At 71.2% G+C, this 21,045-nt stretch carries 18 protein-coding genes; 11 read left to right on the top strand and 7 right to left on the bottom strand.

Translation table 11 applies throughout. The features are described 5' to 3' along the window. Window positions 1-37: 37 nt before the first annotated feature. Window positions 38-1,867, bottom strand: coding sequence for an amidohydrolase (locus LP52_RS02575; RefSeq protein ID WP_052809359.1), 1,830 nt, complete (start codon window positions 1,865-1,867; stop codon window positions 38-40). A gap of 265 nt (window positions 1,868-2,132) precedes the next feature. On the opposite strand from LP52_RS02575, the gene LP52_RS02570 reads away from it, so the two are divergent. The 5 genes from LP52_RS02570 to LP52_RS02550 all read left to right on the top strand — a co-directional run bounded on the left by LP52_RS02570 (window position 2,133) and on the right by LP52_RS02550 (window position 7,460). Further along, the gene (locus tag LP52_RS02570; protein WP_202966033.1) at window positions 2,133-2,897 is read left to right on the top strand and encodes a MoaF C-terminal domain-containing protein; all 765 of its coding nucleotides are present in this window, start codon (window positions 2,133-2,135) and stop codon (window positions 2,895-2,897) included. 34 nt (window positions 2,898-2,931) lie between these two features. Continuing rightward, the gene (locus tag LP52_RS02565; protein ID WP_052809340.1) at window positions 2,932-4,389 is read left to right on the top strand and encodes an APC family permease; all 1,458 of its coding nucleotides are present in this window, start codon (window positions 2,932-2,934) and stop codon (window positions 4,387-4,389) included. Continuing rightward, on the top strand, window positions 4,386-5,159 hold the full coding sequence (locus LP52_RS02560; RefSeq protein ID WP_040270419.1) for an SDR family NAD(P)-dependent oxidoreductase: 774 nt from the start codon (window positions 4,386-4,388) through the stop codon (window positions 5,157-5,159). The genes LP52_RS02565 and LP52_RS02560 overlap by 4 nt, the downstream gene beginning before the upstream one ends. A gap of 19 nt (window positions 5,160-5,178) precedes the next feature. Then, window positions 5,179-5,946 carry an SDR family NAD(P)-dependent oxidoreductase gene (locus LP52_RS02555; protein WP_040270417.1) on the top strand — a complete coding sequence of 256 codons (768 nt, stop codon included), beginning with the start codon at window positions 5,179-5,181 and terminating at the stop codon, window positions 5,944-5,946. 107 nt (window positions 5,947-6,053) lie between these two features. Continuing rightward, window positions 6,054-7,460, top strand: coding sequence for an aldehyde dehydrogenase family protein (locus LP52_RS02550; RefSeq protein ID WP_040270415.1), 1,407 nt, complete (start codon window positions 6,054-6,056; stop codon window positions 7,458-7,460). A 171-nt stretch (window positions 7,461-7,631) separates the two neighbouring features. On the opposite strand, the gene LP52_RS02545 is transcribed toward LP52_RS02550, so the two are convergent. Then, the gene (locus LP52_RS02545) at window positions 7,632-9,614 is read right to left on the bottom strand and encodes a primary-amine oxidase (protein WP_084722816.1); all 1,983 of its coding nucleotides are present in this window, start codon (window positions 9,612-9,614) and stop codon (window positions 7,632-7,634) included. 273 nt (window positions 9,615-9,887) lie between these two features. Here LP52_RS02545 and LP52_RS02540 point away from each other — a divergent pair, with 273 nt between their 5' ends. Both LP52_RS02540 and LP52_RS02535 read left to right on the top strand, forming a co-directional pair. After that, window positions 9,888-10,931 (top strand): AraC-like ligand-binding domain-containing protein, encoded by a 1,044-nt coding sequence (locus LP52_RS02540; protein WP_238580702.1) that lies wholly within the window; start codon window positions 9,888-9,890, stop codon window positions 10,929-10,931. Window positions 10,932-11,252: 321 nt separating this feature from the next. Beyond that, window positions 11,253-11,561, top strand: a complete 309-nt coding sequence (locus LP52_RS02535) for a hypothetical protein (protein ID WP_040270414.1) — start codon at window positions 11,253-11,255, stop codon at window positions 11,559-11,561. A gap of 86 nt (window positions 11,562-11,647) precedes the next feature. Here the strand turns inward: LP52_RS02535 and LP52_RS02530 are convergent, their stop codons facing one another. Both LP52_RS02530 and LP52_RS02525 read right to left on the bottom strand, forming a co-directional pair. Continuing rightward, window positions 11,648-12,145 carry a flavin reductase family protein gene (locus LP52_RS02530; protein WP_040270413.1) on the bottom strand — a complete coding sequence of 166 codons (498 nt, stop codon included), beginning with the start codon at window positions 12,143-12,145 and terminating at the stop codon, window positions 11,648-11,650. Between the two features lie 365 nt (window positions 12,146-12,510). After that, window positions 12,511-13,272 carry an IclR family transcriptional regulator gene (locus tag LP52_RS02525; RefSeq protein ID WP_157036172.1) on the bottom strand — a complete coding sequence of 254 codons (762 nt, stop codon included), beginning with the start codon at window positions 13,270-13,272 and terminating at the stop codon, window positions 12,511-12,513. Between the two features lie 309 nt (window positions 13,273-13,581). Here LP52_RS02525 and LP52_RS02520 point away from each other — a divergent pair, with 309 nt between their 5' ends. The 4 genes from LP52_RS02520 to LP52_RS02505 all read left to right on the top strand — a co-directional run bounded on the left by LP52_RS02520 (window position 13,582) and on the right by LP52_RS02505 (window position 18,549). Next, complete coding sequence (locus LP52_RS02520) at window positions 13,582-14,583, top strand: 4-hydroxy-3-methylbut-2-enyl diphosphate reductase (protein ID WP_040270409.1); 1,002 nt, start codon at window positions 13,582-13,584, stop codon at window positions 14,581-14,583. 12 nt (window positions 14,584-14,595) lie between these two features. Continuing rightward, the gene (locus tag LP52_RS02515) at window positions 14,596-16,392 is read left to right on the top strand and encodes a 1-deoxy-D-xylulose-5-phosphate synthase (RefSeq protein WP_040270407.1); all 1,797 of its coding nucleotides are present in this window, start codon (window positions 14,596-14,598) and stop codon (window positions 16,390-16,392) included. A 35-nt stretch (window positions 16,393-16,427) separates the two neighbouring features. Further along, window positions 16,428-17,558 carry a flavodoxin-dependent (E)-4-hydroxy-3-methylbut-2-enyl-diphosphate synthase gene (gene ispG, locus LP52_RS02510; protein WP_040270405.1) on the top strand — a complete coding sequence of 377 codons (1,131 nt, stop codon included), beginning with the start codon at window positions 16,428-16,430 and terminating at the stop codon, window positions 17,556-17,558. A gap of 310 nt (window positions 17,559-17,868) precedes the next feature. Continuing rightward, window positions 17,869-18,549, top strand: a complete 681-nt coding sequence (locus LP52_RS02505; RefSeq protein WP_238580701.1) for a helix-turn-helix transcriptional regulator — start codon at window positions 17,869-17,871, stop codon at window positions 18,547-18,549. Window positions 18,550-18,596: 47 nt separating this feature from the next. Here LP52_RS02505 and LP52_RS02500 read toward each other — a convergent pair whose 3' ends face one another. From LP52_RS02500 to LP52_RS02490, 3 genes are all read right to left on the bottom strand, one after another. Beyond that, on the bottom strand, window positions 18,597-19,373 hold the full coding sequence (locus LP52_RS02500; RefSeq protein ID WP_193789933.1) for a transmembrane-type terpene cyclase: 777 nt from the start codon (window positions 19,371-19,373) through the stop codon (window positions 18,597-18,599). 84 nt (window positions 19,374-19,457) lie between these two features. After that, window positions 19,458-20,651 carry an acyl-CoA dehydrogenase family protein gene (locus tag LP52_RS02495; protein ID WP_040270402.1) on the bottom strand — a complete coding sequence of 398 codons (1,194 nt, stop codon included), beginning with the start codon at window positions 20,649-20,651 and terminating at the stop codon, window positions 19,458-19,460. A 2-nt stretch (window positions 20,652-20,653) separates the two neighbouring features. Then, window positions 20,654-21,043 carry a limonene-1,2-epoxide hydrolase family protein gene (locus tag LP52_RS02490; RefSeq protein WP_040270401.1) on the bottom strand — a complete coding sequence of 130 codons (390 nt, stop codon included), beginning with the start codon at window positions 21,041-21,043 and terminating at the stop codon, window positions 20,654-20,656. Between the last annotated feature and the right edge of the window lie 2 nt (window positions 21,044-21,045).

The raw sequence follows: 21,045 nt of genomic DNA, 5'->3' as shown, positions 1-21,045 counted from the left end.
CGCCCCTCGCAGGGGCGGAGACCGCCCCAGGAGGCCGTCAGGCGTCGCAGCAGCCGCTGCTCATGTACTTCGCCAGCCCGCTCGCCGCTGACGCGGGGGAGGCGGTCGACGGTGTGTCGTCGGAGGAGTCGTAGACCACCTCGCCGCCGACGACCGTCATCGAGATCGGAAGATCCACGATCTCCTCGGATGGCGTGGCCTGCAGATCACCGTCGAGAACCGCGAGGTCGGCCGCCATGCCCTCGGCGAGCGTGCCCTTCCAGTCCTCGGCGCGGTCCTGCCACGCGCCGGCGGTCGTGTAGGTCGCCAGGGCCTCTTCGAGGCCGATGATCTGATCGGCGCCGAACACCTCGCCCGTCGCCAGGCTCGTGCGCGTCAGCATCGCGGCCAGTCCTGCGCGGAAGTCCGGGACCCCGACGACGGGGGCGTCGGAAGCGCTGCCCACGGAGATGCCCAGGTCGAGCGCGTTGCGGTACGGCCACTGGTAGTCCGTGCGCTCCCGCCCGATCACGTCGACCAGTTGGTGGGACAGGGAGCGCTTGATCTGGGGGTTGAAGCTCACCGGGAATCCGGACTCGGCCATGCGCTCCAGGTCTTCGGGGGTCGTCAGGTCGCCGTGGATGATGTAGTGGCGCAGGTTCGTGCCGCCGAATTCGGCGACGGCGGTCTGATAGGCGTCGAGCGCCGCCGCGATCGCCCTGTCGCCGGTGGCGTGCGAGCCCACTTGGAAGCCCAGTTCGTGCGAGGTCATGACCTGGTCGTGCAGGGTGGCGAGCTGCTCCTCCAGGGAGTCGCCGGGCAGAACCGGGGCTCCGGTTCCGCCGTCCACATACGGCTCGAACAGCCAGGCGGTCCGCGCCTGTGTGGGCACCCCGTCGACACGGACCTTGACCTGGCCGGCGTTCAACCAGGCCGGGTCCGTCTCGATCTCTCGCACACCGAGCAGCGCCTCGCGGAGGCCGGGGGTGGCCGCCGAGATCATGACCGTCACCCGCTGCCGGATGTCGCCCGAGCCCTGCAGGTCGCGGTAGAGGTCGACCGTCTCCGGGGCGACGCCTGCATCGGTGATCGAGGTGATGCCGTACCGGTGCATGATGTCGACGGCCATGCGCATGCCCCGGCGCTGCTCCTCTTCGGTGAACGGGGGGACGCTGACGAGGCCGGCGGCTCCCTCCAGCAGCAGGCCGGTCGGTTCGCCGTCGCCGTCCTTGACGATCTCTCCTCCGGGCGGCGCCTCGGTGTCGCGGGTGATACCGGCGAGTTCGAGCGCTTCGGTGTTCACCCACAAGGCGTGCCCGGACCACTCACGCAGGGCGGCGGGATGGTTCGGGGAGACCTCGTCGATGTCGTGCCGGGTGGGGTAGCGGCCTTCGGCGAGGTAGCCCTGATCCCAGCCGAAGCCGCGGATCCATTCCCCCGGCTCCTTGCTCTGGGCGGCCTCGGCGACGAGGTCACGGATCTCGGCGATGGAGCTGACCGCCTCCCGGCTGAGGTCCAGGGTGAGCGGCGGCTGGTTCGTGCCCAGGCCCATGGGGTGGAAGTGCGCGTCGTTGACGCCGGGGATGACCGTCCGGCCGCGCAGGTTCACGACCTCGGTCCGCGCGTCGGTGAAGCGCCGCAGTTCGGAGTCGCGCCCGACCGCCTGCACCACGCCGTCCTTGACGGCTATGGCTTCGGCGGCCTCGAATCCGCCTGCCATGGTCACGACTCTGCCGTTGTGCAGCAGCAGGTCCGCCTTGCCGCGCCCGGCGGCGTTGCCGGGGTGTGCCGCCGCCGCGGTCGCACCTCCGAGCGCCCCGAGCGCGAACCCGGCTCCGGCGCCTTGCAGGAACATGCGGCGCCGGATGTTCTTCGGTCGTCCGGTCATGGTGGCCTCCCATGCCACGGGGCCTCATGGCGCCGTGCGGGCCATGAGCGATCGGCACGCATCCTCTGCTCGGGCCGCCCGCAGCGTCTTGCACCCGGCTGCGGCGTGCTTGTCCCTGAGCGCGGACCGCGGGTCACCGTGCCGCTGCCGGGTGTGAAGCGCGTTGGTAGACAAGGCTCCTGCGCGCTCGTCCTAGACCCCGTGGCCAGGGCTCCCGCATCGTGAGCGGAATCCGGCTCCAAGCACTCGACGACACGGAATGCCCATGGACGGCTCATTCATCCCGGTCGGGGCTCTCGGCGAGGAGTTCTCTCCCGAGGGCGACGTCCTCGAAGCGACCACCGACCTCGACGGCCAGACGTTCCCCCTGCACCTGGACGCGCCGACCACGTTGCGGATCGCCGACGGCCGCGCCTCGTGGGGCGCACACACCGATGTCGGAGTCCGTGCGACCTCCCTCCGCTCCGGCGTCTACCTTGTCGACGGCGCCGCGGGCGGGGCGTCCACGTCGTTCGTCCTCGACCTCGACACGGGAGCCGCCACCTGCGTCGAGGGCCGGCTGCCGGACGACGAAGCGAGGCAGGAGTCCGCCTACACCCGGATCCGGCGGGGCGCGGACCCGACCGGCGTGACCGCGCGCATCGTCCACGGCGGCATCGGCGGCCCGGCCGCCACGCCCCACGCACCGACGACGGCGCTCGTGGGGCTGCGCAACAAGTACACCTACTCCCCGAGTGAGGTCTACGAGCACATCTACCTCACCCCGGACCTGTACACGTGGCATTGCCTGAGCGGGGCCGAAGCGGGCCTCGCCGACACCGACCGGTGCCACCACGTCGCCCTCCGGGACCGACTGTCCCTCTTCGTGTGGCGAGAGAAGCTCGTGCCGACCCTCGGCCTGGTCCTCATCGACCTCGACGGCATGCGCACCGACGGAAAGATCTTCGGCAACGAGGGCTTCGACGCCGACTCGGTCGTGAACTTCCCCGTCGGAGCGCGCGCCGAGATCCTCAACGCCACCGCACACTGACGCCGCGGCGTCCCGACCGGCAAGGGATCAGACTTTGTCCCCCACCCCAGAAACGAGACTGCAGGGGCACCTCGGCGTCCCGGGGATCGTGTTCCTCGTCCTGGCCGCCGTCGCACCGCTGACCGGCATCATCGTCATCGGCGGGATCAACCTCGCCGTGGGCGCCGGCGGCGGGACGCCCGTGATGTTCCTCCTCGCCACAGCCGTGTTCCTGCTCTTCGCCGTCGGATACGCGCAGATGGCCAAACGCCTGGTGAACGCCGGCGGGTTCTACGCCTACATCGTGCGCGGCACCGGGCGCATACCGGGGCTGGTCGGCGCCTTCATGGCGCTGGTCGGCTACAACTGCTTCGTCGCGGGGGCGGTCGGCGCCAGCGGATTCTTCACCTCGTTCGTCTTCGCCAACGTCTTCGGCCTGGATCTGCCGTGGTGGATCTGGAGTCTGGCTTCGGTGGCGGCCGTGTGGCTGCTGACGCGCAGCGGCATCGACCTCTCGGCGAAGGTGCTCGCCGTCGCCCTGATCCTCGAGGTGGCGATCCTGATCGTCCTCGACGGCGCCATCCTCTTCACCACCGGCTACTCCTTCGAGCCGTTCCTGCCCGAGGTGTTCCTGGCGGGCTCGCTGGGGCTCGGGCTGCTCTTCGCCGCCAACGCGTTCGTCGGCTTCGAGGCGACCGGGCTGTTCGGAGAGGAGGCGCGCGACCCGAAGCGCACCATCCCGCGCGCCACCTACATCGCGATCACCTTCATCGGCGTGTTCGCCGCCATCACCACCTGGGCGATCGTCTCCGCCCTCGGCGCGCGGGACACCCAGGAGACCGCTCTGCGCCACCTCGACGCCGGCGACCTGGTCTTCGTCGTCTCCACGGAGTACCTCGGCGAGGGCCTGACCAATGTGATGCTGCTGCTGCTCGTGGTGAGCCTCTTCGCGGCGCTGCTCGCGCTGCACAACGCCGCCACCCGCTATCTGTACGCGCTGGGCCGGGTCGGTGTTCTGCCGCGGCCGCTGTCGCACACCCGCCCCAAGACCGGGGCACCGGTCACCGCATCGACGGTGCAGCTCCTCTTCGCCACGATCGTCGCCATGGTCCACGCGGTCGCCGGCCTCGACCCGGTCGGCAACCTCGTCGCGGCCTTCACCGGCATCGGCACCCTGGGGATCATCGTGCTCCAGGCGATCGCCGCGACCGCCATCGTGGTGCACTTCCGTCGGGTCAAGGACCCGCGCCGGCTCACCACCTTCGCCCTCCCGCTCGTCGGCGGGGCGGGACTGTGGGCCGTCACCGTCCTGGCCTTCGCCAACTTCCCCGACCTCGCGGGCAGCGAGAGCCCGGTCATCGCCCTGCTTCCCTGGCTGCTGCCGATCGCCGCCGTCCTCGCCGTCCTCCTCGGGTACCGGCTGCGCTCGGCCAGGCCGCAGGTGTGGGACTCCCTCGACCAGGACCTCGATCGCGTCGCCCTCGGCAAGACGACCACGGAGGCGGCCGAATGAGCACCTACCTGGTCACCGGCGGCGGCACCGGGATCGGAGCCGCGATCGCCGCCCGCCTGGCCGCAGACGGCGGCGACGTCCTCATCGTCGGCCGGCGGCGCGAACCGCTGGAGGAGGTCGCCGCGACCCACCCGCGCATCGTCGCGATGGCCGCCGACGCCGCGGACGGCGCCGCCATGCGCCACGTCGTCGAGGGTATCGGCGAACGCTACGGGAGCCTCGACGGCGTCGTCGCGAACGCGGGAGGGCACGGCTACGACACCATCGGGGGTACCGATGACGAGGCGTGGCGCGCGAGCCTGGAGGGGAACCTGACGACGGCGTTCGTCACCGCCCGCGAGGCGCTGGGCCCTCTGCAGGAGTCGCGGGGGAGCATCGTGGTCGTCTCCTCGCTGTCAGGGCTGCGGGCGGCACCGCAGACGGCCGGATACACGGTCGGCAAACACGCGCTGCTGGGGCTCGTGCGGTCGCTGGCGCGCGACTACGGGCCCCGGGTGCGGGCCAATGCAGTGTGTCCGGGCTGGGTCCGCACGCCGATGGCCGACGAGGAGATGGGGGTTCTCGTCGACGGCGGGGACGCGGCCGACATCGACGCCGCCTACGCCGCCGTGACGCGCGACGTGCCGCTCGCCCGGCCCGCCGCCCCAGAGGAGATCGCGGGTGCGGTGGCGTTCCTGCTCGGTGCCGACGCCGGCTACGTCAACGGAGCGACCCTCGTGGTCGACGGCGGTGCGCACATCGTCGACGTCCCCACGCTGGCGTTCGGCTGAGCGGGCCGGGGAGACGACTGTGACCACCACACCCCCGGACCTCGACGGCACCGTCGTCCTCGTCACGGGAGCGGCGAGCGGTATCGGGGCCGCCGTCGCCCGCCGGGCGGCGGCCCGGGGGGCGACCCCGGTGCTGCTGGACCGCGACGGCGCGGCTGCGCACCAGCAGGCGGATGCGCTGCGTACAGGGAGCGGACTCCCGGCACTGGCGATCACCGCGGACGTCGCGGACGAGACCTCGATGCGTTCGGCCGTCGCGTCGGCGCTCCAGCGCCTCGGACGCATCGACGCCGTCGCCACCTGCGCCGGTGTCTCCGGGCCGGTGGGCAGCCGGCTGGAGCAGGTCTCCCTCGCGGACTGGCAGCGGGTCTTCGCCGTGAACGCCACCGGCGCCTACCTGACCCTGAAACACACCCTCGCCGCGCTGCGCCGCTCGCCCCACGGTGCCGCGGTGCTGGTAGCGAGCGATTCCGCGCTCGTCGCCGCCCCGGGGATGGTGCCCTACTGCGCGTCGAAGGCCGCCGTGGTCCAGCTCGCGCGGGCCCTGTCGGTGGAGACGGCCGGCGACGTGCGGGTCAACGCCGTCTGCCCCTCCGTCGTCGACACGCCGATGAGCCGCGGCGACCTCGGACGCAGCGACTTCACCGGCGCGGACCACCCCGTCCATCGGCCCGAGGACATCGCCGAGCACGTGTTGTTCCTCGCGTCTCCCGCCGCCGTCGGCGTTCACGGCACGGCGCTGGCCGTGGACTTCGGCTACTCCGCACGATCGGCCTTTCCCGCATGAGGCGTGCGCGGCCACGCGGGCCTCCCGCCTGCTCCGGCGCGCCCCCGCTCCGCTCGGGCTCGCCCCCGGCACGGACCTTCGAGACGACACAGAGGTGAGACAGGACCATGGAGACCTACGAAAGCCTGCTGGCCGCCGTGACGGCGGCGGAGGGCGGCCGACCGGTGGTGGACCCCGCCACGGACGAGGTGCTCGGCCATGCACCGGAGCGCGGCACCGCGGATCTCGAGCGGGCCGTCGCGGCCGCTCGTGCAGCGCAGCCCGACTGGGAGTCCCTCGGCCACCGGGAGCGGTCCCGACTGCTGAACGCCGCGGCCGACGCCGTCGACCGGTCGGCGGAGGCGCTGGCGCACCTCGTCTCCCGCGAGCAGGGCAAACCGCTCAACGGCCCGGGCAGCCGGTTCGAAGCGGGAGGGGTGTCGGCCTGGCTGCGCGCCGCCGCCGCGACCCCGCTCGATCCCGTGCAGGTACTCGACGACGAGTCCGGACAGGCGACCCTCGGCTACCGGGCCGTCGGCCTGGTGGGCGCCATCGGACCGTGGAACTGGCCGGCGCTCGTCGCCACCTGGCAGCTCGCGCCCGCCCTGCGTATGGGCAACGCCGTCGTGATGAAGCCCTCCGAGCACACGCCGCTGTCGGTGCTCGCGCTCGCAGCGATCGTCGACCAGGTGCTTCCCGAGGGCGTCCTGACGGTACTGCCCGGTGGCGGAGACCTCGGCGCCGCGATGACGGCCCATCCGGCGTTCGACAAGCTGATGTTCACCGGTTCGACCCGCACAGGCAAGGCCATCGCCGCGTCGAGCGCCGGCCACCTGCCGCGGCTCACGCTCGAACTCGGCGGAAACGACCCGGGAATCGTGCTTCCCGACGCGGACCCGGCCGCAATCGCCGCGGACCTCTTCTGGGGCGCATTCATCAACACGGGTCAGACGTGCGCCGCGCTCAAGCGCCTGTACGTGCACGAATCCCTCCACGACGACGTCGCCGACGCACTCGCCGACGTGGCGGCCCAGACGCCCATGGGGCCGGGAACCGACGAGAAGAGCATGCTCGGGCCCCTGACCACCGGCGGACAGTTCCGCATCGTCGACGGCCTCGTGGAGCAGGCCAAGGCCGCGGGCGGGCGCCTGGTCACCGGCGGCGGCCCCGACCGGGACGGTGCCGGCAACTTCTACCCGACCACCCTCGTCACCGGACTGGACGCCGGCGCGCCGCTCGTCGTGGAGGAGCAGTTCGGGCCGGCGCTGCCGATCGTCGCCTATTCCGACCTCGACGAGGCGGTCGCCCACGCGAACGCCCTCGACGTGGGGCTGGGCGCGTCGGTCTGGTCGAGCGACGTGGAACGGGCCAAGCAGGTCGCGTCGCGCATCGAGGCGGGCACCGTCTGGGTCAACAAACACGGGACGCTGCACCCGATGGTGCCGTTCGGGGGTGTGAAGGGCTCCGGCTACGGGCTGGAGTTCGGCGCGGAAGGGCTCAAGTCCGTCGCGGTGCCGCAGGTGATCGTGACCTGATCCCGGCCGACACGGGACGCCCGCCCGGTCGTCGCACCCGCCCGCGTGCGGGCGACGGTGCCGTACGGCCGGGCGGGCGCCTCGCTGCGGTTCCTGCGCACGCATGCCGGCGCGCGAACCGGCGGCGACGGAGCCCACCGGCTCCTTCGCCCCTCCGCCTACCGCAGCGGGTCACCCGCAGCACTCGCCGCCGTGCGCGCCGCCTCCTCCGCGGCTGCGGGCGGACCCGTCCGGCAGGTCGAGCGCCGGGTTGGCGTCGAGGAAGCCGTGCGGTTTGAGCCAGAACCCCGCGTAGTCGACGGGCATGACCGGCCAGTCCTCGGGCCGCGGGACGTGGGTCAGGCCGAAGGTGTGCCACAGCACGACGTCGGCGTCGCTGAGGGGGCGATCGGCCTGCGTCCACCGTCCGAGGCCGTCGCCCGCGTGCTGGTTCGGATAGTCGCCGGCCGGGAAGCGCTCGGCCGGGTCGTAGGCGGTCGCCCACAGGTGGTGGCGGGCGAACTCGGCGCGCTCGGCGGCCGAGGAGCCCGGCTGGGCCATGAGCCGCGGACCCGGCATCGGCGTGAGCTGGTAGGCCGTGGGGCCGCCGACGGCGTTGCGCCGGTGCGCGCTGGTGACGTACCACCGGCGCCCGGTCTCGCTGTCGGCGTCGCGCGCGGCCTGCGACTCGCGTGCCAGCCGGCTGCGCTCGTAGGTGAAGGCGTTGCCGTGCGGGTTCTGCGGGCCGGTCGGGACGGCGACGAGGTTCTCCTCCTCGACCGAGTTCGCCTGCCCGTCGACGGACATGTCCAGTCGCGCGCAGAAGAGGTGCTGGTGGACCGGGCCGATGATGCCCGGGGCGATCTCGGGCGCGTGGGGGTTCTCCGTGCCGGGCTCCGCGGCGCCGACGAACACGATGCCGGTCGCCTTGGTCTCCAGCTGGATCGAACCGTCGAGGTAGAAGTACCAGAAGAACCCGTAGTCGTAGTTGCCGACGGTGGCGAAGTAGGAGATCACCAGGCGGCGCGAGCGGCGGACCTGCGGGGGTTCCCCCGGTTCGGTGTGCTTCCAGAGGACCCCGTAGTCCTCCTCGTGCATGCACACGGCGTGCGGGATCGTCATGGGGCCGCCGCGGTCGTCGGCGACCACGGCGTCGAAGTAGGTGATCTCGCCGAGGCAGTCGCAGCCCAGCTCGAGCGAGTTGGCGTTCTTGCCGAGGGAGTACTCGCCGGCATCGAAGTAGCTGATCCAATAGCGCGACGGAGCCGGGTCGCCGTACGGCACCACCATCTCGGGCACCGAGGCCCGGTACACGACGGGGCGGTCCTCCCCGCCGTCGCGGAAGGCGATCCGGTTCAAGACCAGGCCCTCTTGGGCGTTGAAGCCGATCCGCAGGGTCCAGTTCTCCCACCGGACGCGGGTCCCATCCACGGAGAAGGAGGGGCCCTCGGGCTGGGTGATCTCCAGCGGTTTGAGGGAGGTGCGGGCGGGACCGGTGTGTTCCGGCGTGTAGTCCCAGCCGTCCCAGGGCACGGGAGCGTCGCCCTCGTCGTCGAGGCGGACCACCGTGCCCGCGGTGAGATCGACATGCGCGACGAGGCCCTCGACGGGGTGCGCCCACGCGTTGTCGCCCGCATGGCGGCGGTGGAAGGTCAGCGACCGCATCATGCGCCGGCCCGCCCCGCCCTCCTCGGGGAAGAAGCCGGGAGCGAGCGGGGTGACGAAGGTGTGGGTCGTGTCGGTGATGCCGCGGCGCGCCATCGCGGCCTGCCAGCGGGGGTCGGCCTTCACGATCTCGGCGGCCCGGTCGTACTCCTCGAACAGGTACGAGGGCTGCCCATAGGGAGGTTCCGCCGTCGGCAGGTCCCGCCACGAGGTGACAGTGCCGGCGGTGACCGACACGACGGCTTCGCGGACCCGCCCGGTCGGGGTGTCGAGCAGGGTCGCGAGCACGCTGCGGTCGAAGTCGTCGGAGCCGGGACTGTGACCGAGGACCGTCTGCTTGTCCGGCTCGATCGGCAGCAGCCGCGGGAATCGGGTGGTCTGGTCCACCAGTCCCGCGCCGACGAGGATCTCCCGAGCCGTCCTGATCTCTTCGGCCGTGAGCATGTCGAGGGGGTGCGTCACCCCGAAGGACGACGGTGCAGCGCCGGTCGGGGTGGTGTCCGTCGTCAAGGATTCCTCCTTTGCGAACCCGGGGCTGCGGGCCGGGAAGCGTGGTCGGCTGTGCGCGCCGGACGTGTTCGGGCGCGACCCTGGGCGAGTCCGACCGGACGCCGGCGCGGACCCGTGTAGCGGGAACATACCCGGCTCGCGGAGCGCGGCCCCAGCACCCGATCCGGATCGGGCACCCAGAATCAAGTGCGCTGCGCCCTGCGACAAGGACGCCGCAGAACGGTCTTCACCCGGGCCCGCAGGGGGTGGACCTGGTGGGTGATTCTGATCATCATGGGTGTCTCAGCCCACGCGACGGGAGCAGCGATGCGCTATTCCGGTAGCACCAGCCGTGTCGCGGACGTGCCCGGCCTGCCGTTCGATCTGGAGGTGTGGAGATCCACGGTCGCACGCACCGTCGTGCCGTTGGAGATCGAGGAACTCGGCGACGTCACCTTCCAGGGCCACCTCTCCCGAACCGTGGTCGAGGACGTCTCCCTGTTCGAAATGGTGGCGACGCCGCATAGGGTGCGGCGCACCCAGGACCTCATCGCCGAGGACGAGCCCCGGTTCTACAAGCTGAGCCTCCAGCTGGCCGGTTCGATGGTCCTGGAGCAGGACGGTCGCACCGCCGAGCTGAGGCCGGGCGACCTGGCCATCTACGACACCCACCGGCCGTACACGCTGGCGTTCCCCGAGACCAACCAGGCCATGGTCATCATGTTCCCGCACGAGCTCGTGGATCTGCCGCGCGACGAGGTGGCGCGGGTCACCGCGACGTGCTTTCCGAGCGACGCCGGTCTGGGGCGGGTGATCAACCCCTTCTTCGTCGAGCTGGGGCGGAACATGGACCAGCTGGGCGGGCCGCACGCTACACGGTTGGTCCACTCGGGCCTGGATCTGCTCGTCACCATGCTCTCGCAGGAGCTGCACCGCCGCTTGGGCCCCGTGGCCCATCCGGCCCGGAGCCTGGCGCACGAAGTGCGCGAGTACATCCTCGAGCACCTCGGCGACCTCGATCTGACGCCTGCGAGCCTCGCCCGCGCCCATTTCATATCGACCCGGCACCTCTACACCATCTTCTCGAACGAGGGGCAGACGGTCTCGGCGTGGATCCGCACCCGGCGCTTGGAGCGGATCCGTCGCGACCTGGGGGATCCGCTGTTCGCCGACCGCCCCGTCTCGTGGGTCGCGGGCCGCTGGGGCCTGTGCGACGCCGCGCACTTCAGCCGGTTGTTCAAGGCCGAGTTCGGCGAGTCGCCCACGAGCTACCGGGAGCGGATCCTCGGTGGACGCCGCCGGACGGCCGGGATACCCGAGCAGTCTCCGCCGAGCTGAGGTACCGGAGCCGTGTGGAGCACGGATTCCGGCGCCGGTTTCCAAGAACCGACAGCACTTTCGGGACGGCAAGCAGTTCGAGCATCTGCGCGCACCGAACGCGGAGCCGTTGCCGGAGGCTCCCCAGCCTGTCATCGGGGTCTGCGGTTCGTCGTGATCGGTCACGTCGTCGACCCGCACGGTGCCGCAACGGAGGAGATCGGCGAGTGCGCGCGTTCGACGCGGGCGAGCACTCCGCCGGATACGGCCGCCCGATGATCATCTCGATCTCCTCGAACCCACGGGCCTCCGGCGTTCGACGGTTCATTCGAAGGAGGGCACATGGCCACCCCCTCCGGGGGAAAGGCGGCGCTCATCGCCGCGCCGATAGCCGCGGCCGTCGCGACCGCCATCCTTACGGCGACCGCCGGACCGGTCCCTCAGGTCCTGGCCTGGGGCGGATCGACCACCCTGATCAGCCTGGCGCCGCTGATCGTTCCAGCACCGTACAGGCGCACCGCGATCTGGATCTGCGCCGCCGCCGTCCTCGCCGCGGTCGGACTCGCCATCCTGACCATAGGTGCGTACTTCGTGCCCGCGCTCATCGCACTCGTGGTCGCGGGCGCCACCTGCCGCCCCCGCAGCGTCTGAGCACACCCGCCGGCAACCGGCCCGCGCCCGACGGACGAGCCGCGCCTTATCCATCGGCAAGCCGCTCCGGCGGTGTGACGACTCCGTCAGGGATCCGCCAGACGGTCGCCGTCGAAGAATGATCCGCCGAGATAGACCAGAGGCGCGACACCGCTCGTTTCGACGCCGGTGACCTCGCCGAAGAAGACCGAGTGGGTTCCCACCTCGACACGCGAGACGACCTGCACCTCGAACGTGGCGGCGGCGCCGTCGATCAGCGGAGTTTCTGCGCGCCCCTGGTGCCAGGCGACGTCGCGGAACTTGTCGCCGCCTGAGCGAGCGAAGGCTGCCAGGACCCCGCTCTGCGTGCGGCTGAGGACGCTGATGCCAAGGTGCCCGGCATCGCACATGTCCGCATGAGACTTCGACGACGAGTTCACACACGCGAGCACCGTCGGCGGCTCCATGGAGACCGAGCTGAAGGCGCTGACGGCCAGACCGATGGGCCGGCCCGCGACGAGGGCCGTCACGATCGTGACGCCGGACGGAAAGGCGCGATGAGCCTGCTTGACCCGGTCGATCAGTGCGGCGTCGACCGGCGCCACAGACGTGGGAGTTGCCACGAGGTCACGCTCCTTGTTCGGTGGTGTGGAGGCGGCCGGAGCGGTCGCCATCCGGAGTGTCGTGCGACGGCGCTGACGGCATCGACGAGCCGATCCCTGAGGCCGGTCGTCACGAAGACGCCCATCGGCGTCGCCGGCGCGCCGAGATCGGCGGAAGAGAGGACGAGTCCGCACTCGTACGCAGCCCGCCGCAGTCGGTGCTGCGTGGCCTCGGGGACCTTTCGAGCACCGGTGGTGCAAGGTCGGAACAGTGAGCCCTCTGCCGGAGGCGCGCCGGTGCAGGGCCGGCCTGCGGCCACGCGGCCGCCCTGGGCCGCCGCGCCCGAATGCGCTCCCGTGCGCCGCGGTCAGTATGCGCCGACCAGTTCGTGTTCGATGGCGTTGGCGGTGCTGCGCAGGACGCGGGCGACTCTGCGCAGGTCCTTGCTGTTCACCGTGTCGCCCACGACGACCGCGGCCACCGGGCCCGATTTGCCGAGGCGGACCGGGGCGGCCAGTTCGACCAGGTCGGGGACGCACTCGCTTCTGGCGTAGGAGAGTCCGCTGCGCCGGATGCGCTCGAACTCGTGCCGCATGGCGCCGGTTCCGGCGAGGTCCGAGTCCGCGTCGCCCGGCGCCGCGTCGATGCGGTCGGCCGGGTTCCGCTCGGCCACCGCGAGCAGGAGTCTGCCCGCCGCCGAGCGGTGGGCGGGGAGCGGTTGCCGCAGCGCCATCGCCAGTTCGACGTACTCCTGCCGGTAGAGGGCTCCGACGTGCTTGACCTTCGTCCCCGACAGCGTCCCGAGGCTGACGATCCTGCCGGTTAGCTGGAACAGCTCGATCAGGAAAGGGGTGACCAGGCAGCTGAGCTGCTGCACGCCGGCGGAGCCGCCGGTGGCCTCCAGCCGGGAAAGGTAGGTCCCGAGCTCGTAGGACTTCGACTCCCTCTGGACCGCGAGGCCGATGTCGGTGAGCGCCCGCAGCAGGCGGTGGAGGGTCGACTTGGGCAGGTTCGCCAGGCGTGACAGCTCCGACAGCGTGAGGGGGCGCTGCGCCTCGGCGAGCACCTCGACCACGGTGAACGCCTTGCGGAGCGGGCCCCCTATGGGCGCGGTCGAGGCAGTCCCCACCGCCTCGCCGGCGGTCGTCTCCGGCCGCCGCGCCCGAGAATGTCCGTCAGCGTCCACCGCTCCGCTCCCGTCACTGAAGCACACAATCGATCCATCCCTACGCCTACCTGCGCTTCGGCGGTGGACTCAAGATCGGCGGAAGCGGCTGTCCCGATCGGGCTCGGGCTCGACCCTTTCGGCTGGCGCGGTCCGGCCGGGCCCTACCGGAGGAGGCGCGGACCGGGGCGCCGGGGCGCCGGGGCAGTGACCGTTCCGGAAAGTGGAAACACCCGTTGAGTGGGTCGACGGGCCCTTCCTACGCTCCCGATCATGGCTGATGCGAACTCGGGCGGGCATGCGGGAGACGGCGACGAGCGCCGTGTCCTGCTGGCCGGTCCCCGGTCCTTTTGTGCGGGCGTCGAACGGGCGATCGATATCGTCGAACAAGCCCTGGAGCAACGCGGCGCCCCGGTCTATGTCCGCAAACAGATCGTGCACAACGTCACCGTCGTCGACGAGCTCGCGGAACGGGGGGCGGTCTTCGTCGAGGAACTGGACGAGGTGCCCGACCACGCGACGGTGGTGTTCTCCGCGCACGGCGTCTCTCCGGCGGTGCGCCGGGAGGCGGACCGGCGCGGACTCGACGTCATCGACGGAACCTGTCCTCTCGTCGCCAAGGTCCACGCCGAGGCGCGCCGCTTCGCGGCCCGCGGAGACACGGTCGTCCTCGTCGGCCACGCCGGCCACGAGGAGGTCGAGGGCACCCTCGGCGAGGCGCCCGAGTCGATGGCGCTGGTCTCCACGGCCGACGATGTCCGCGAGCTGGAGTTCGCCGACGGGCGGCCGGTCTCCTACCTCACCCAGACCACCCTCGCGGTCGATGAGACCGCGGAGGTCGTCGACGTGCTGAGGGAGAAGTTCCCTCAGCTGAAGGAGCCGCCCTCGGATGACATCTGCTACGCCACCACCAACCGCCAGGCCGCGCTCGAGGCGGTCATCGACGAGTCCGAGCTGGTCCTGGTGGTCGGGTCGGAGAACTCCTCCAACTCCGTGCGCCTGGTGGAGCTCTCGCGCCGCGCGGGCGTCCCCGCCGAGCTGATCGACCGTGCCGACGACATCCGGCCCGAGTGGCTGGAGGGGGTGCGCACCATCGGGCTCACGGCGGGCGCCTCAGCGCCGCCCGCCCTGGTCACCGAGGTCGTGACCCGGTTGGGTGAATTCGGCCCGGTCCACGTGGACGAGCGCGAGATCGCCCGCGAGACCGTGTTCTTCGAACTTCCCTCCGTCCTCCGCGGGGATGCGCGGCGGGCGACGGACGGCAGTTCCAGCTGAGCGAGGAGAGACGTGCCACCTACCGTCCTCGGCCGTATCACCGGCCCCCAAGAGCTCGACAACCTGAGTCCCGAAGAGCTGCCCGCGCTGGCGGGTGAGATCAGGCGATTCCTGATCGACAGGGTCTGCGCCACCGGCGGGCACCTCGGACCGAACCTCGGCGTGGTCGAACTGACCATCGCGCTGCACCGGGTGTTCGATTCGCCGACGGATCGGATCGTGTTCGACACCGGGCACCAGGCCTACGTCCACAAGATCCTCACCGGTCGGCAGGCGGACTTCGGCACGCTCCGCAAGGCGGGGGGACTGTCCGGATACCCGCTGCGCGAAGAGTCCGTGCACGACCTGGTGGAGAACTCGCACGCCTCCACGGCGCTGTCCTACGCGAGCGGCCTGGCGCGGGCGCGGGGGCTGCTCGGCGAGGAGCACCGCCGCGTGGTCGCGGTCATCGGAGACGGCGCGCTGACCGGCGGCATGGCCTGGGAGGCCATGAACAACCTCGGGCGCGCCGAGCATCCGGTGGTGGTGGTCGTCAACGACAACGGCCGCTCCTACGAGCCCACGGTCGGCGGGGTCGCCGAGCATCTGGCCGCGCTGCGAGGCGGGGACCACCAGGGCCCGAACATGTTCGAGGCCCTCGGCTTCGGCTATCTCGGGCCGGTGGACGGACACGACACCGCCGCAGTCGAGGACGCCTGCCGCCACGCGACGCGGCTGGACCGGCCGGTCGTCCTGCACTGCGTCACCGAGAAGGGCCGCGGCTACGCCCCGGCCGAGAACGACGAGGTCGACCGCATGCACGCCGTCGGCGTCATCGACCCCGAAACGGGCCGGTCGCGCGGCGGGCCCTCGCTCAGCTGGACCGGCGTGTTCGGGGCGGAACTGGAGCGGGTCGCCGAGGCGCGGCCCGACATCGTCGCGCTGACCGCCGCGATGCGGCAGCCGGTCGGTCTGCGCCGGTTCGCCGAGCGCTACCCGGACCGCGTCGTCGACGTGGGCATGGCCGAGCAGCACGCGGTCACCAGCGCCGCGGGGCTGGCCATGGGCGGCATGCACCCGGTGGTCTGCCTCTACGCCACGTTCCTCAACCGCGCCATCGACCAGGTCATGATGGACGTGGCCCTGCACCGCCTGCCGGTGACCTTCGTCCTGGACCGCGCCGGGGTCACCGGTCCCGACGGGCCCAGCCACCACGGTGTGTGGGATCTTTCCCTGCTGGGCGCGGTACCGGGGATGCGCGTGGCGGCGCCGCGCGACTCCGTCCGGCTCGCCGAGCTGCTGGGCGAGGCGCTGTCCATCTCGGACGGCCCCACCGCGCTGCGGTTCCCCAAGGGCGGCGCCGATCCGGAGACCCCGGCCCTGACACGTATGGGGAGCCTGGACATCCTCCACCGCACCTGGTCCCGGCCGCTCGACGTCCTGCTGGTGTCCGCCGGGGTTCTCGCGGCCCCCGCCGTGCGCGCGGCGGAGCTGCTGGCCGAGGAGGGCGTCGGGGCGACCGTGGTCGACCCGCGCTGGGTGCTGCCGGTCGATTCCGAACTGGTCCACATGGCCTCCCGCCACCGGTTGGTGCTCTCCGTCGAGGACGGGGTGGCCGCCGGGGGCGTGGGCACGGCGCTGGCACAGGCCTGCTCCGCTGCCGGGGTCGGCACCCCCGTCCACCCCCTGGGACTGCCGCGGGAGTTCCTCGACCACGGTGACCGATCGGCCATCCTCGCCGAGTGCGGTCTCAGTGCCCAGTCCATCGCCGAGACCGCGCTCGCGCTGCGCGGCGCCGCGGCAACCGTACCGACCCCCGTATCCAGCTGAGAAAGGACACCACGGTGACTCAGGTCGAGCTTGGTATGCCCGCTCCGCCGCCGGAAACGCTCGCCGAACGCCGCAGAACCCGCCAGTTGCGGGTGGGGCCGGTCGGGGTGGGCAGTGACCACCCGGTCTCGGTGCAGTCGATGACCACGACGGTCACGGCCGACGTCAACGCCACCCTCCAGCAGATCGCCGAGCTTACCGCGGCCGGCTGCGACATCGTCCGCGTCGCCTGCCCCAGCGCCGATGACGCCGCGGCGCTGCCGGCGATCGCCGGGAAATCCAAGATCCCGGTCGTCGCCGACATCCACTTCCAGCCCAAGTACGTGTTCGCGGCCATCGAGGCCGGCTGCGCCGCGGTGCGGGTCAACCCGGGCAACATCAAGAGGTTCGACGACAGGGTGGCCGAGATCGCCCGTGAGGCCGCGGACCACGGCACACCGATCCGGATCGGGGTGAACGCGGGCTCGCTGGACGAGCGCCTGATGCGCAAGTACGGCAGGGCCACGCCGGAGGCGCTGGCCGAGTCGGCGCTGTGGGAGGCCTCGCTCTTCTCCGAGCACGGCTTCGACGACCTGAAGATCTCGGTCAAACACAACGATCCCGTGGTCATGGTCCGCGCCTACGAGATCCTCGCCGAGCGCTGCGACTACCCGTTGCACCTGGGCGTGACCGAGGCGGGTCCGGCGTTCCAGGGCACCGTCAAGTCCGCCGTCGCGTTCGGGACCCTGCTGCGCCAGGGGATCGGGGACACCATCCGGGTGTCCCTGTCGGCCCCGCCGGTGGAGGAGGTCAAGGTCGGTGCGCAGATCCTGCAGTCGATGAACCTGCGCCCCCGCAAGCTGGAGATCGTCTCGTGCCCCTCCTGCGGCCGGGCCCAGGTGGACGTGTACAAACTCGCCGAGGAGGTCACCGCGGGTCTGGAGGGTATGGAGGCGCCGCTGCGCGTCGCGGTGATGGGGTGCGTGGTCAACGGCCCGGGCGAGGCGCGTGAGGCCGATCTGGGTGTGGCGTCCGGCAACGGCAAAGGCCAGATCTTCGTCAAGGGGGAGGTCATCAAGACCGTCCCCGAGCAACAGATCGTGGAGACCCTCATCGAGGAGGCCTTGAAACTCGCCGAGACGACGGAGCCGGCCGACGGGGGCGGTGTCACGGTCGTCGCCGGCTGAGTGGGGAATTCCCCTCGGGATAACCGGAGCGGCCCCCGTTCCGCGTATGTCCGGAGTCGGCCACAGTACGGTTCTTTTGTTGTCTTTCCGGGCTTCAATGACCGTATAGGCCACTCTCGGGGAGTTTGACGTGCGGAATCGTACTGCTTCGCATCGGAGATGCCCAAGCCCGATCCCGGGGCGGATGCGGGCGATCCGGTGGTGCGGCCAACGCCCATCGGCCAAGCCGGTGCGGCGCGATCTCCGCCCCGGCTTTTCGGGGGGTCGTCACAATAAGGGTCGTGCGGTCGACGCTCGGCATGCCAACGGAATGCCCGACGAACACCCGCAGTTCCTGAAAGGACTCTCCATGGTCGTCGATACGACCGTACGTTCGATACGTGTGCTGGTCCGGGCTCCGGATCCGCTGACCCACGTGGCGGTCAGCGACCAGCTCGCCGCCGAGCCCCGAATCGAGGCCGTGTCCGAAGTACGCCCGGAACCGGCCGACGTCGCCGTGGTCGTCGCGGACCGGATGACGGTGGAGGTGACATCGCTACTGCGCACGATCAAGAACTCCCTGCGCGTGCCCGTGGTACTGATCCCCTCCGAGGTCAACCGGGCCGACCTGATCATCGCGGTGGAGTGCAACGTGGTCGCGGTGCTGCCGCGGGTCACCGCCACGAGCACCAGGATCAAGGAGGCGGTGCTGACCGCCGCGGCCGGCGGCGGGGTGTTCCCGCCCCGGCTGCTCGGCGAGCTGTTCCGGCAGGTCGAGCAGATGCAGAGCGAGGTGCTCTCGCCGCACGGCCTCCACACCTCCGGCCTGACCCCCCGTGAGATCGACGTCCTGCGGATGATGGCGGAGGGCCTGGACACCGCGGAGATCGCCGAAAAGGTGTGCCTGTCGGAACGGGCGGTCAAGCGCGTCATCTCCGGGGTGACCCGGCGTCTGAACCTGCGCAACCGGCCCCACGCGGTGGCGTACGCGCTGCGGAGCGGCGCCATATAGACGGGGAGTCGCCGGCGCCTCTCCCCGCCCGGGGCGTCGACGCCCGGTCAGTGCTCCGGCCGGTTGCCGTCGCCCGCGTGCGGCGCTGACCCGGCCCCCGGTTCCCTGCCCCCGGACCCTGCCGGAGCCTCCGGGGCGGCCGCCGACGGGCGCCAAGCCCACGGCGGCCGCCCCTCCTCGCGCATCATCCTGTACAGCATCACCGCATAGGCGATGTCCAGGACGACATAGGTCGGCACCAGCACCTGGAGCAGATGGTGGGACGGATACAGGACGAAGGCGGTCAGTCCGGCGAAGACGGAGCCCACGAGCTTGGCGAGGGCGATGTACATGGACTGCCCCGCGCTGGATCCGCGCCGTTCGAGCATCAGGATGAACGCGGCGCTCAGCGGTACCTGGATGATCATCCCGGTGTACATTCCGTCCCGGTCGTGGAACTCGTTCGCGCCCACGACGACGATGCACGAAGTCCAGAGCATGAGGCCGGCGAACGTCCACCGGAAGAGGCCCGGAGACAGGCGGGGGTGGTCGCGCTGGCCGATCCGCAGCGCCTGGTACAGCAGGACGGCGTTGAACACGAGCCAGACCGCGTTCATCTGCCGCTGCATCGGGGTCTGCTCCAAGACGAAGGTCAGGCTGAACTCCCAGGCGAAGTTCACCGCCACCATGTAGGCGGGGATGCCCACCCGCCCGTCGACGACGGCCTGCCGGATGGCCAGCACGTAGGTCACGGTCCAGCCGAGCACGGTCAGCCCGGCCAGGGGCAGGAAGATCGCGTCCGGGACCTCGGACGGCCCCACCGTGACCGGTGCGACCTCTGACATCGGGAAGAGGGCTGGCGGCAGCCACATCGTGGCGGTCCTCCGTGTGAGGGGGATGCGGGGGAGGGGCTTGGCGATCGGGGCGGGTCAGAGGCTGGGCACGACGATGTCCAGGCCGAAGAACGCTCCGCCGTACAGCTCCTGGCCGATGCGGGGGTTGAGCATCGCGTGGCGGGCCGCCGTGTTGGCGTCCCGCCAGTACTGCTGCAGCATGTTCGATTCGGCGAAGGCGCCCGCCCCGTGGGCCCACATCAGCTCGTCGAGCGCGACGGTGGTCAGGTTGACCGCCTGGCCGACGTCGCCGCGGATACGCCGGAGCTCGGCGTCCGGGAGCTCGGTGGCCGTGTAGGCGGCTTCGTCCAACACCTCGGCGGCCCGGTTCACGTGCAGCTCGGCGGCGTCGATCGTCAGCGCGGTCTTGCCGAGCGCTGACACGAAGGTCTGCGATTCCGGCTGACTCGTGTACCGGCTGGGCGCGATGCCCCGCTTCGGTGCCTCCTCGATGACAAGGGCTTGGGCGGCCTGGCCGACTCCGACCACCACGGAGGCGCAGACGGTGGCCATCGCCGCGATCGCGGCCGTCCGGAACAGCGGCGGCAGCGCTGTGTCGGTGGCGCTCGCCCGGCTCCGCTGCGCCTCGCCCGAGATCACCCGGTGCTCGGGGACGAACGCCTCCCGGAGCACGGCGGAGTTGCTGCCGGTGGCGCGCATGCCGACGGTGTGCCAGGTGTCCTCGACCGTCAGGTCCGCGACGGGCACCAGCAGTGAGAGCCCGCCGACGACCTCCCCGTCGCCGTCGAGCTCCTTGGCGACCAGGATCGCCCAGTCGTTGTGCAGGATGCCGGTGCCGTACGGCCAGGATCCGGTGAGCAGATAGCCGCCCTCGGTACGCACCGCGGTGCCCGCGGCCGCGAAGATCGAGGCCAGCTTGGCGCCGGGGTCGTTCCCGAACACCTCGTCCAGGGCGGCCTTCGGGAACTTCGCGGCGAGCAGGTTCGACCCGTTGATGTTGTTGACCACCCACGATGTGGAGGGGCAGTAGTGGGACAGGGCCTTGGCGACCCCGCTCAGGGCGCGGACGTCGGCCTCCAGCCCGCCGTAGGCGCTCGCGGTCCAGATCATGCCCAGCTGCGCGTCGTCGATCGCCTGCACCGTGGCCTCGGGCAGCCTTCGTTCCCGCTCCCCCTCGGGGACTCCTTCCGCGAATATCGGGCCGAACTTGTGGACTCTGCCCACCAGTTCTTCCCGCAGTGCTTTCGGGTCCGTCCGTTCGTTCGTCATCGTCACCAGTCCGGGCTCTCGGAGATGAGGCGGGTGGGGTCGTAGTAGTCCCGCCAGGCGCTGATCCGGCCGTTGCGCAGTTCGAACGCCGCCATCACCTTCAGGTTCAGCGCGATCGGTGTGCCGTCGGCGAGGTACATGCTCTCGATCCGTTCGGCGAGGACGGCCTCCCCGGCGGTGGCCATGTGCCGGAACCTGAGCTCCAGCCGTGCGAAGCCGGGCGGCAGGAGCGCGAAGATCTCCTGCTTGCCTCGGCAGACCGGGGATCCGGGGTTCTGCCATACGCAGTCGTCGGTCAGGAAGGCGTCCATGGTCCTCCTGACGTCGGCCGGGGTCGGTCCCATCCGCGTCAGGAAGTCGTGGACGATGTGCTCTCCGTCGGTGGAGGGCATGC

Origin of the sequence: Streptomonospora alba, from assembly GCF_000826685.1 — a bacterium.
Taxonomy (GTDB): Bacteria; Actinomycetota; Actinomycetes; order Streptosporangiales; family Streptosporangiaceae; genus Streptomonospora; species Streptomonospora alba.
This window is presented reverse-complemented; position numbering and strand designations above follow the sequence as displayed.

Coding starts and splice junctions, on each gene's coding strand:
- LP52_RS02495 (WP_040270402.1), bottom strand. CDS start 20,651: ATGACGAACGAACGGACGGACCCGAAAGCACTGCGGGAAGAACTGGTG.
- LP52_RS02550 (WP_040270415.1), top strand. CDS start 6,054: ATGGAGACCTACGAAAGCCTGCTGGCCGCCGTGACGGCGGCGGAGGGC.
- LP52_RS02500 (WP_193789933.1), bottom strand. CDS start 19,373: ATGTCAGAGGTCGCACCGGTCACGGTGGGGCCGTCCGAGGTCCCGGAC.
- LP52_RS02540 (WP_238580702.1), top strand. CDS start 9,888: ATGGGTGTCTCAGCCCACGCGACGGGAGCAGCGATGCGCTATTCCGGT.
- LP52_RS02575 (WP_052809359.1), bottom strand. CDS start 1,867: ATGACCGGACGACCGAAGAACATCCGGCGCCGCATGTTCCTGCAAGGC.
- LP52_RS02520 (WP_040270409.1), top strand. CDS start 13,582: ATGGCTGATGCGAACTCGGGCGGGCATGCGGGAGACGGCGACGAGCGC.
- LP52_RS02490 (WP_040270401.1), bottom strand. CDS start 21,043: ATGCCCTCCACCGACGGAGAGCACATCGTCCACGACTTCCTGACGCGG.
- LP52_RS02535 (WP_040270414.1), top strand. CDS start 11,253: ATGGCCACCCCCTCCGGGGGAAAGGCGGCGCTCATCGCCGCGCCGATA.
- LP52_RS02570 (WP_202966033.1), top strand. CDS start 2,133: ATGGACGGCTCATTCATCCCGGTCGGGGCTCTCGGCGAGGAGTTCTCT.
- LP52_RS02560 (WP_040270419.1), top strand. CDS start 4,386: ATGAGCACCTACCTGGTCACCGGCGGCGGCACCGGGATCGGAGCCGCG.
- LP52_RS02505 (WP_238580701.1), top strand. CDS start 17,869: ATGCCCGACGAACACCCGCAGTTCCTGAAAGGACTCTCCATGGTCGTC.
- ispG (WP_040270405.1), top strand. CDS start 16,428: ATGCCCGCTCCGCCGCCGGAAACGCTCGCCGAACGCCGCAGAACCCGC.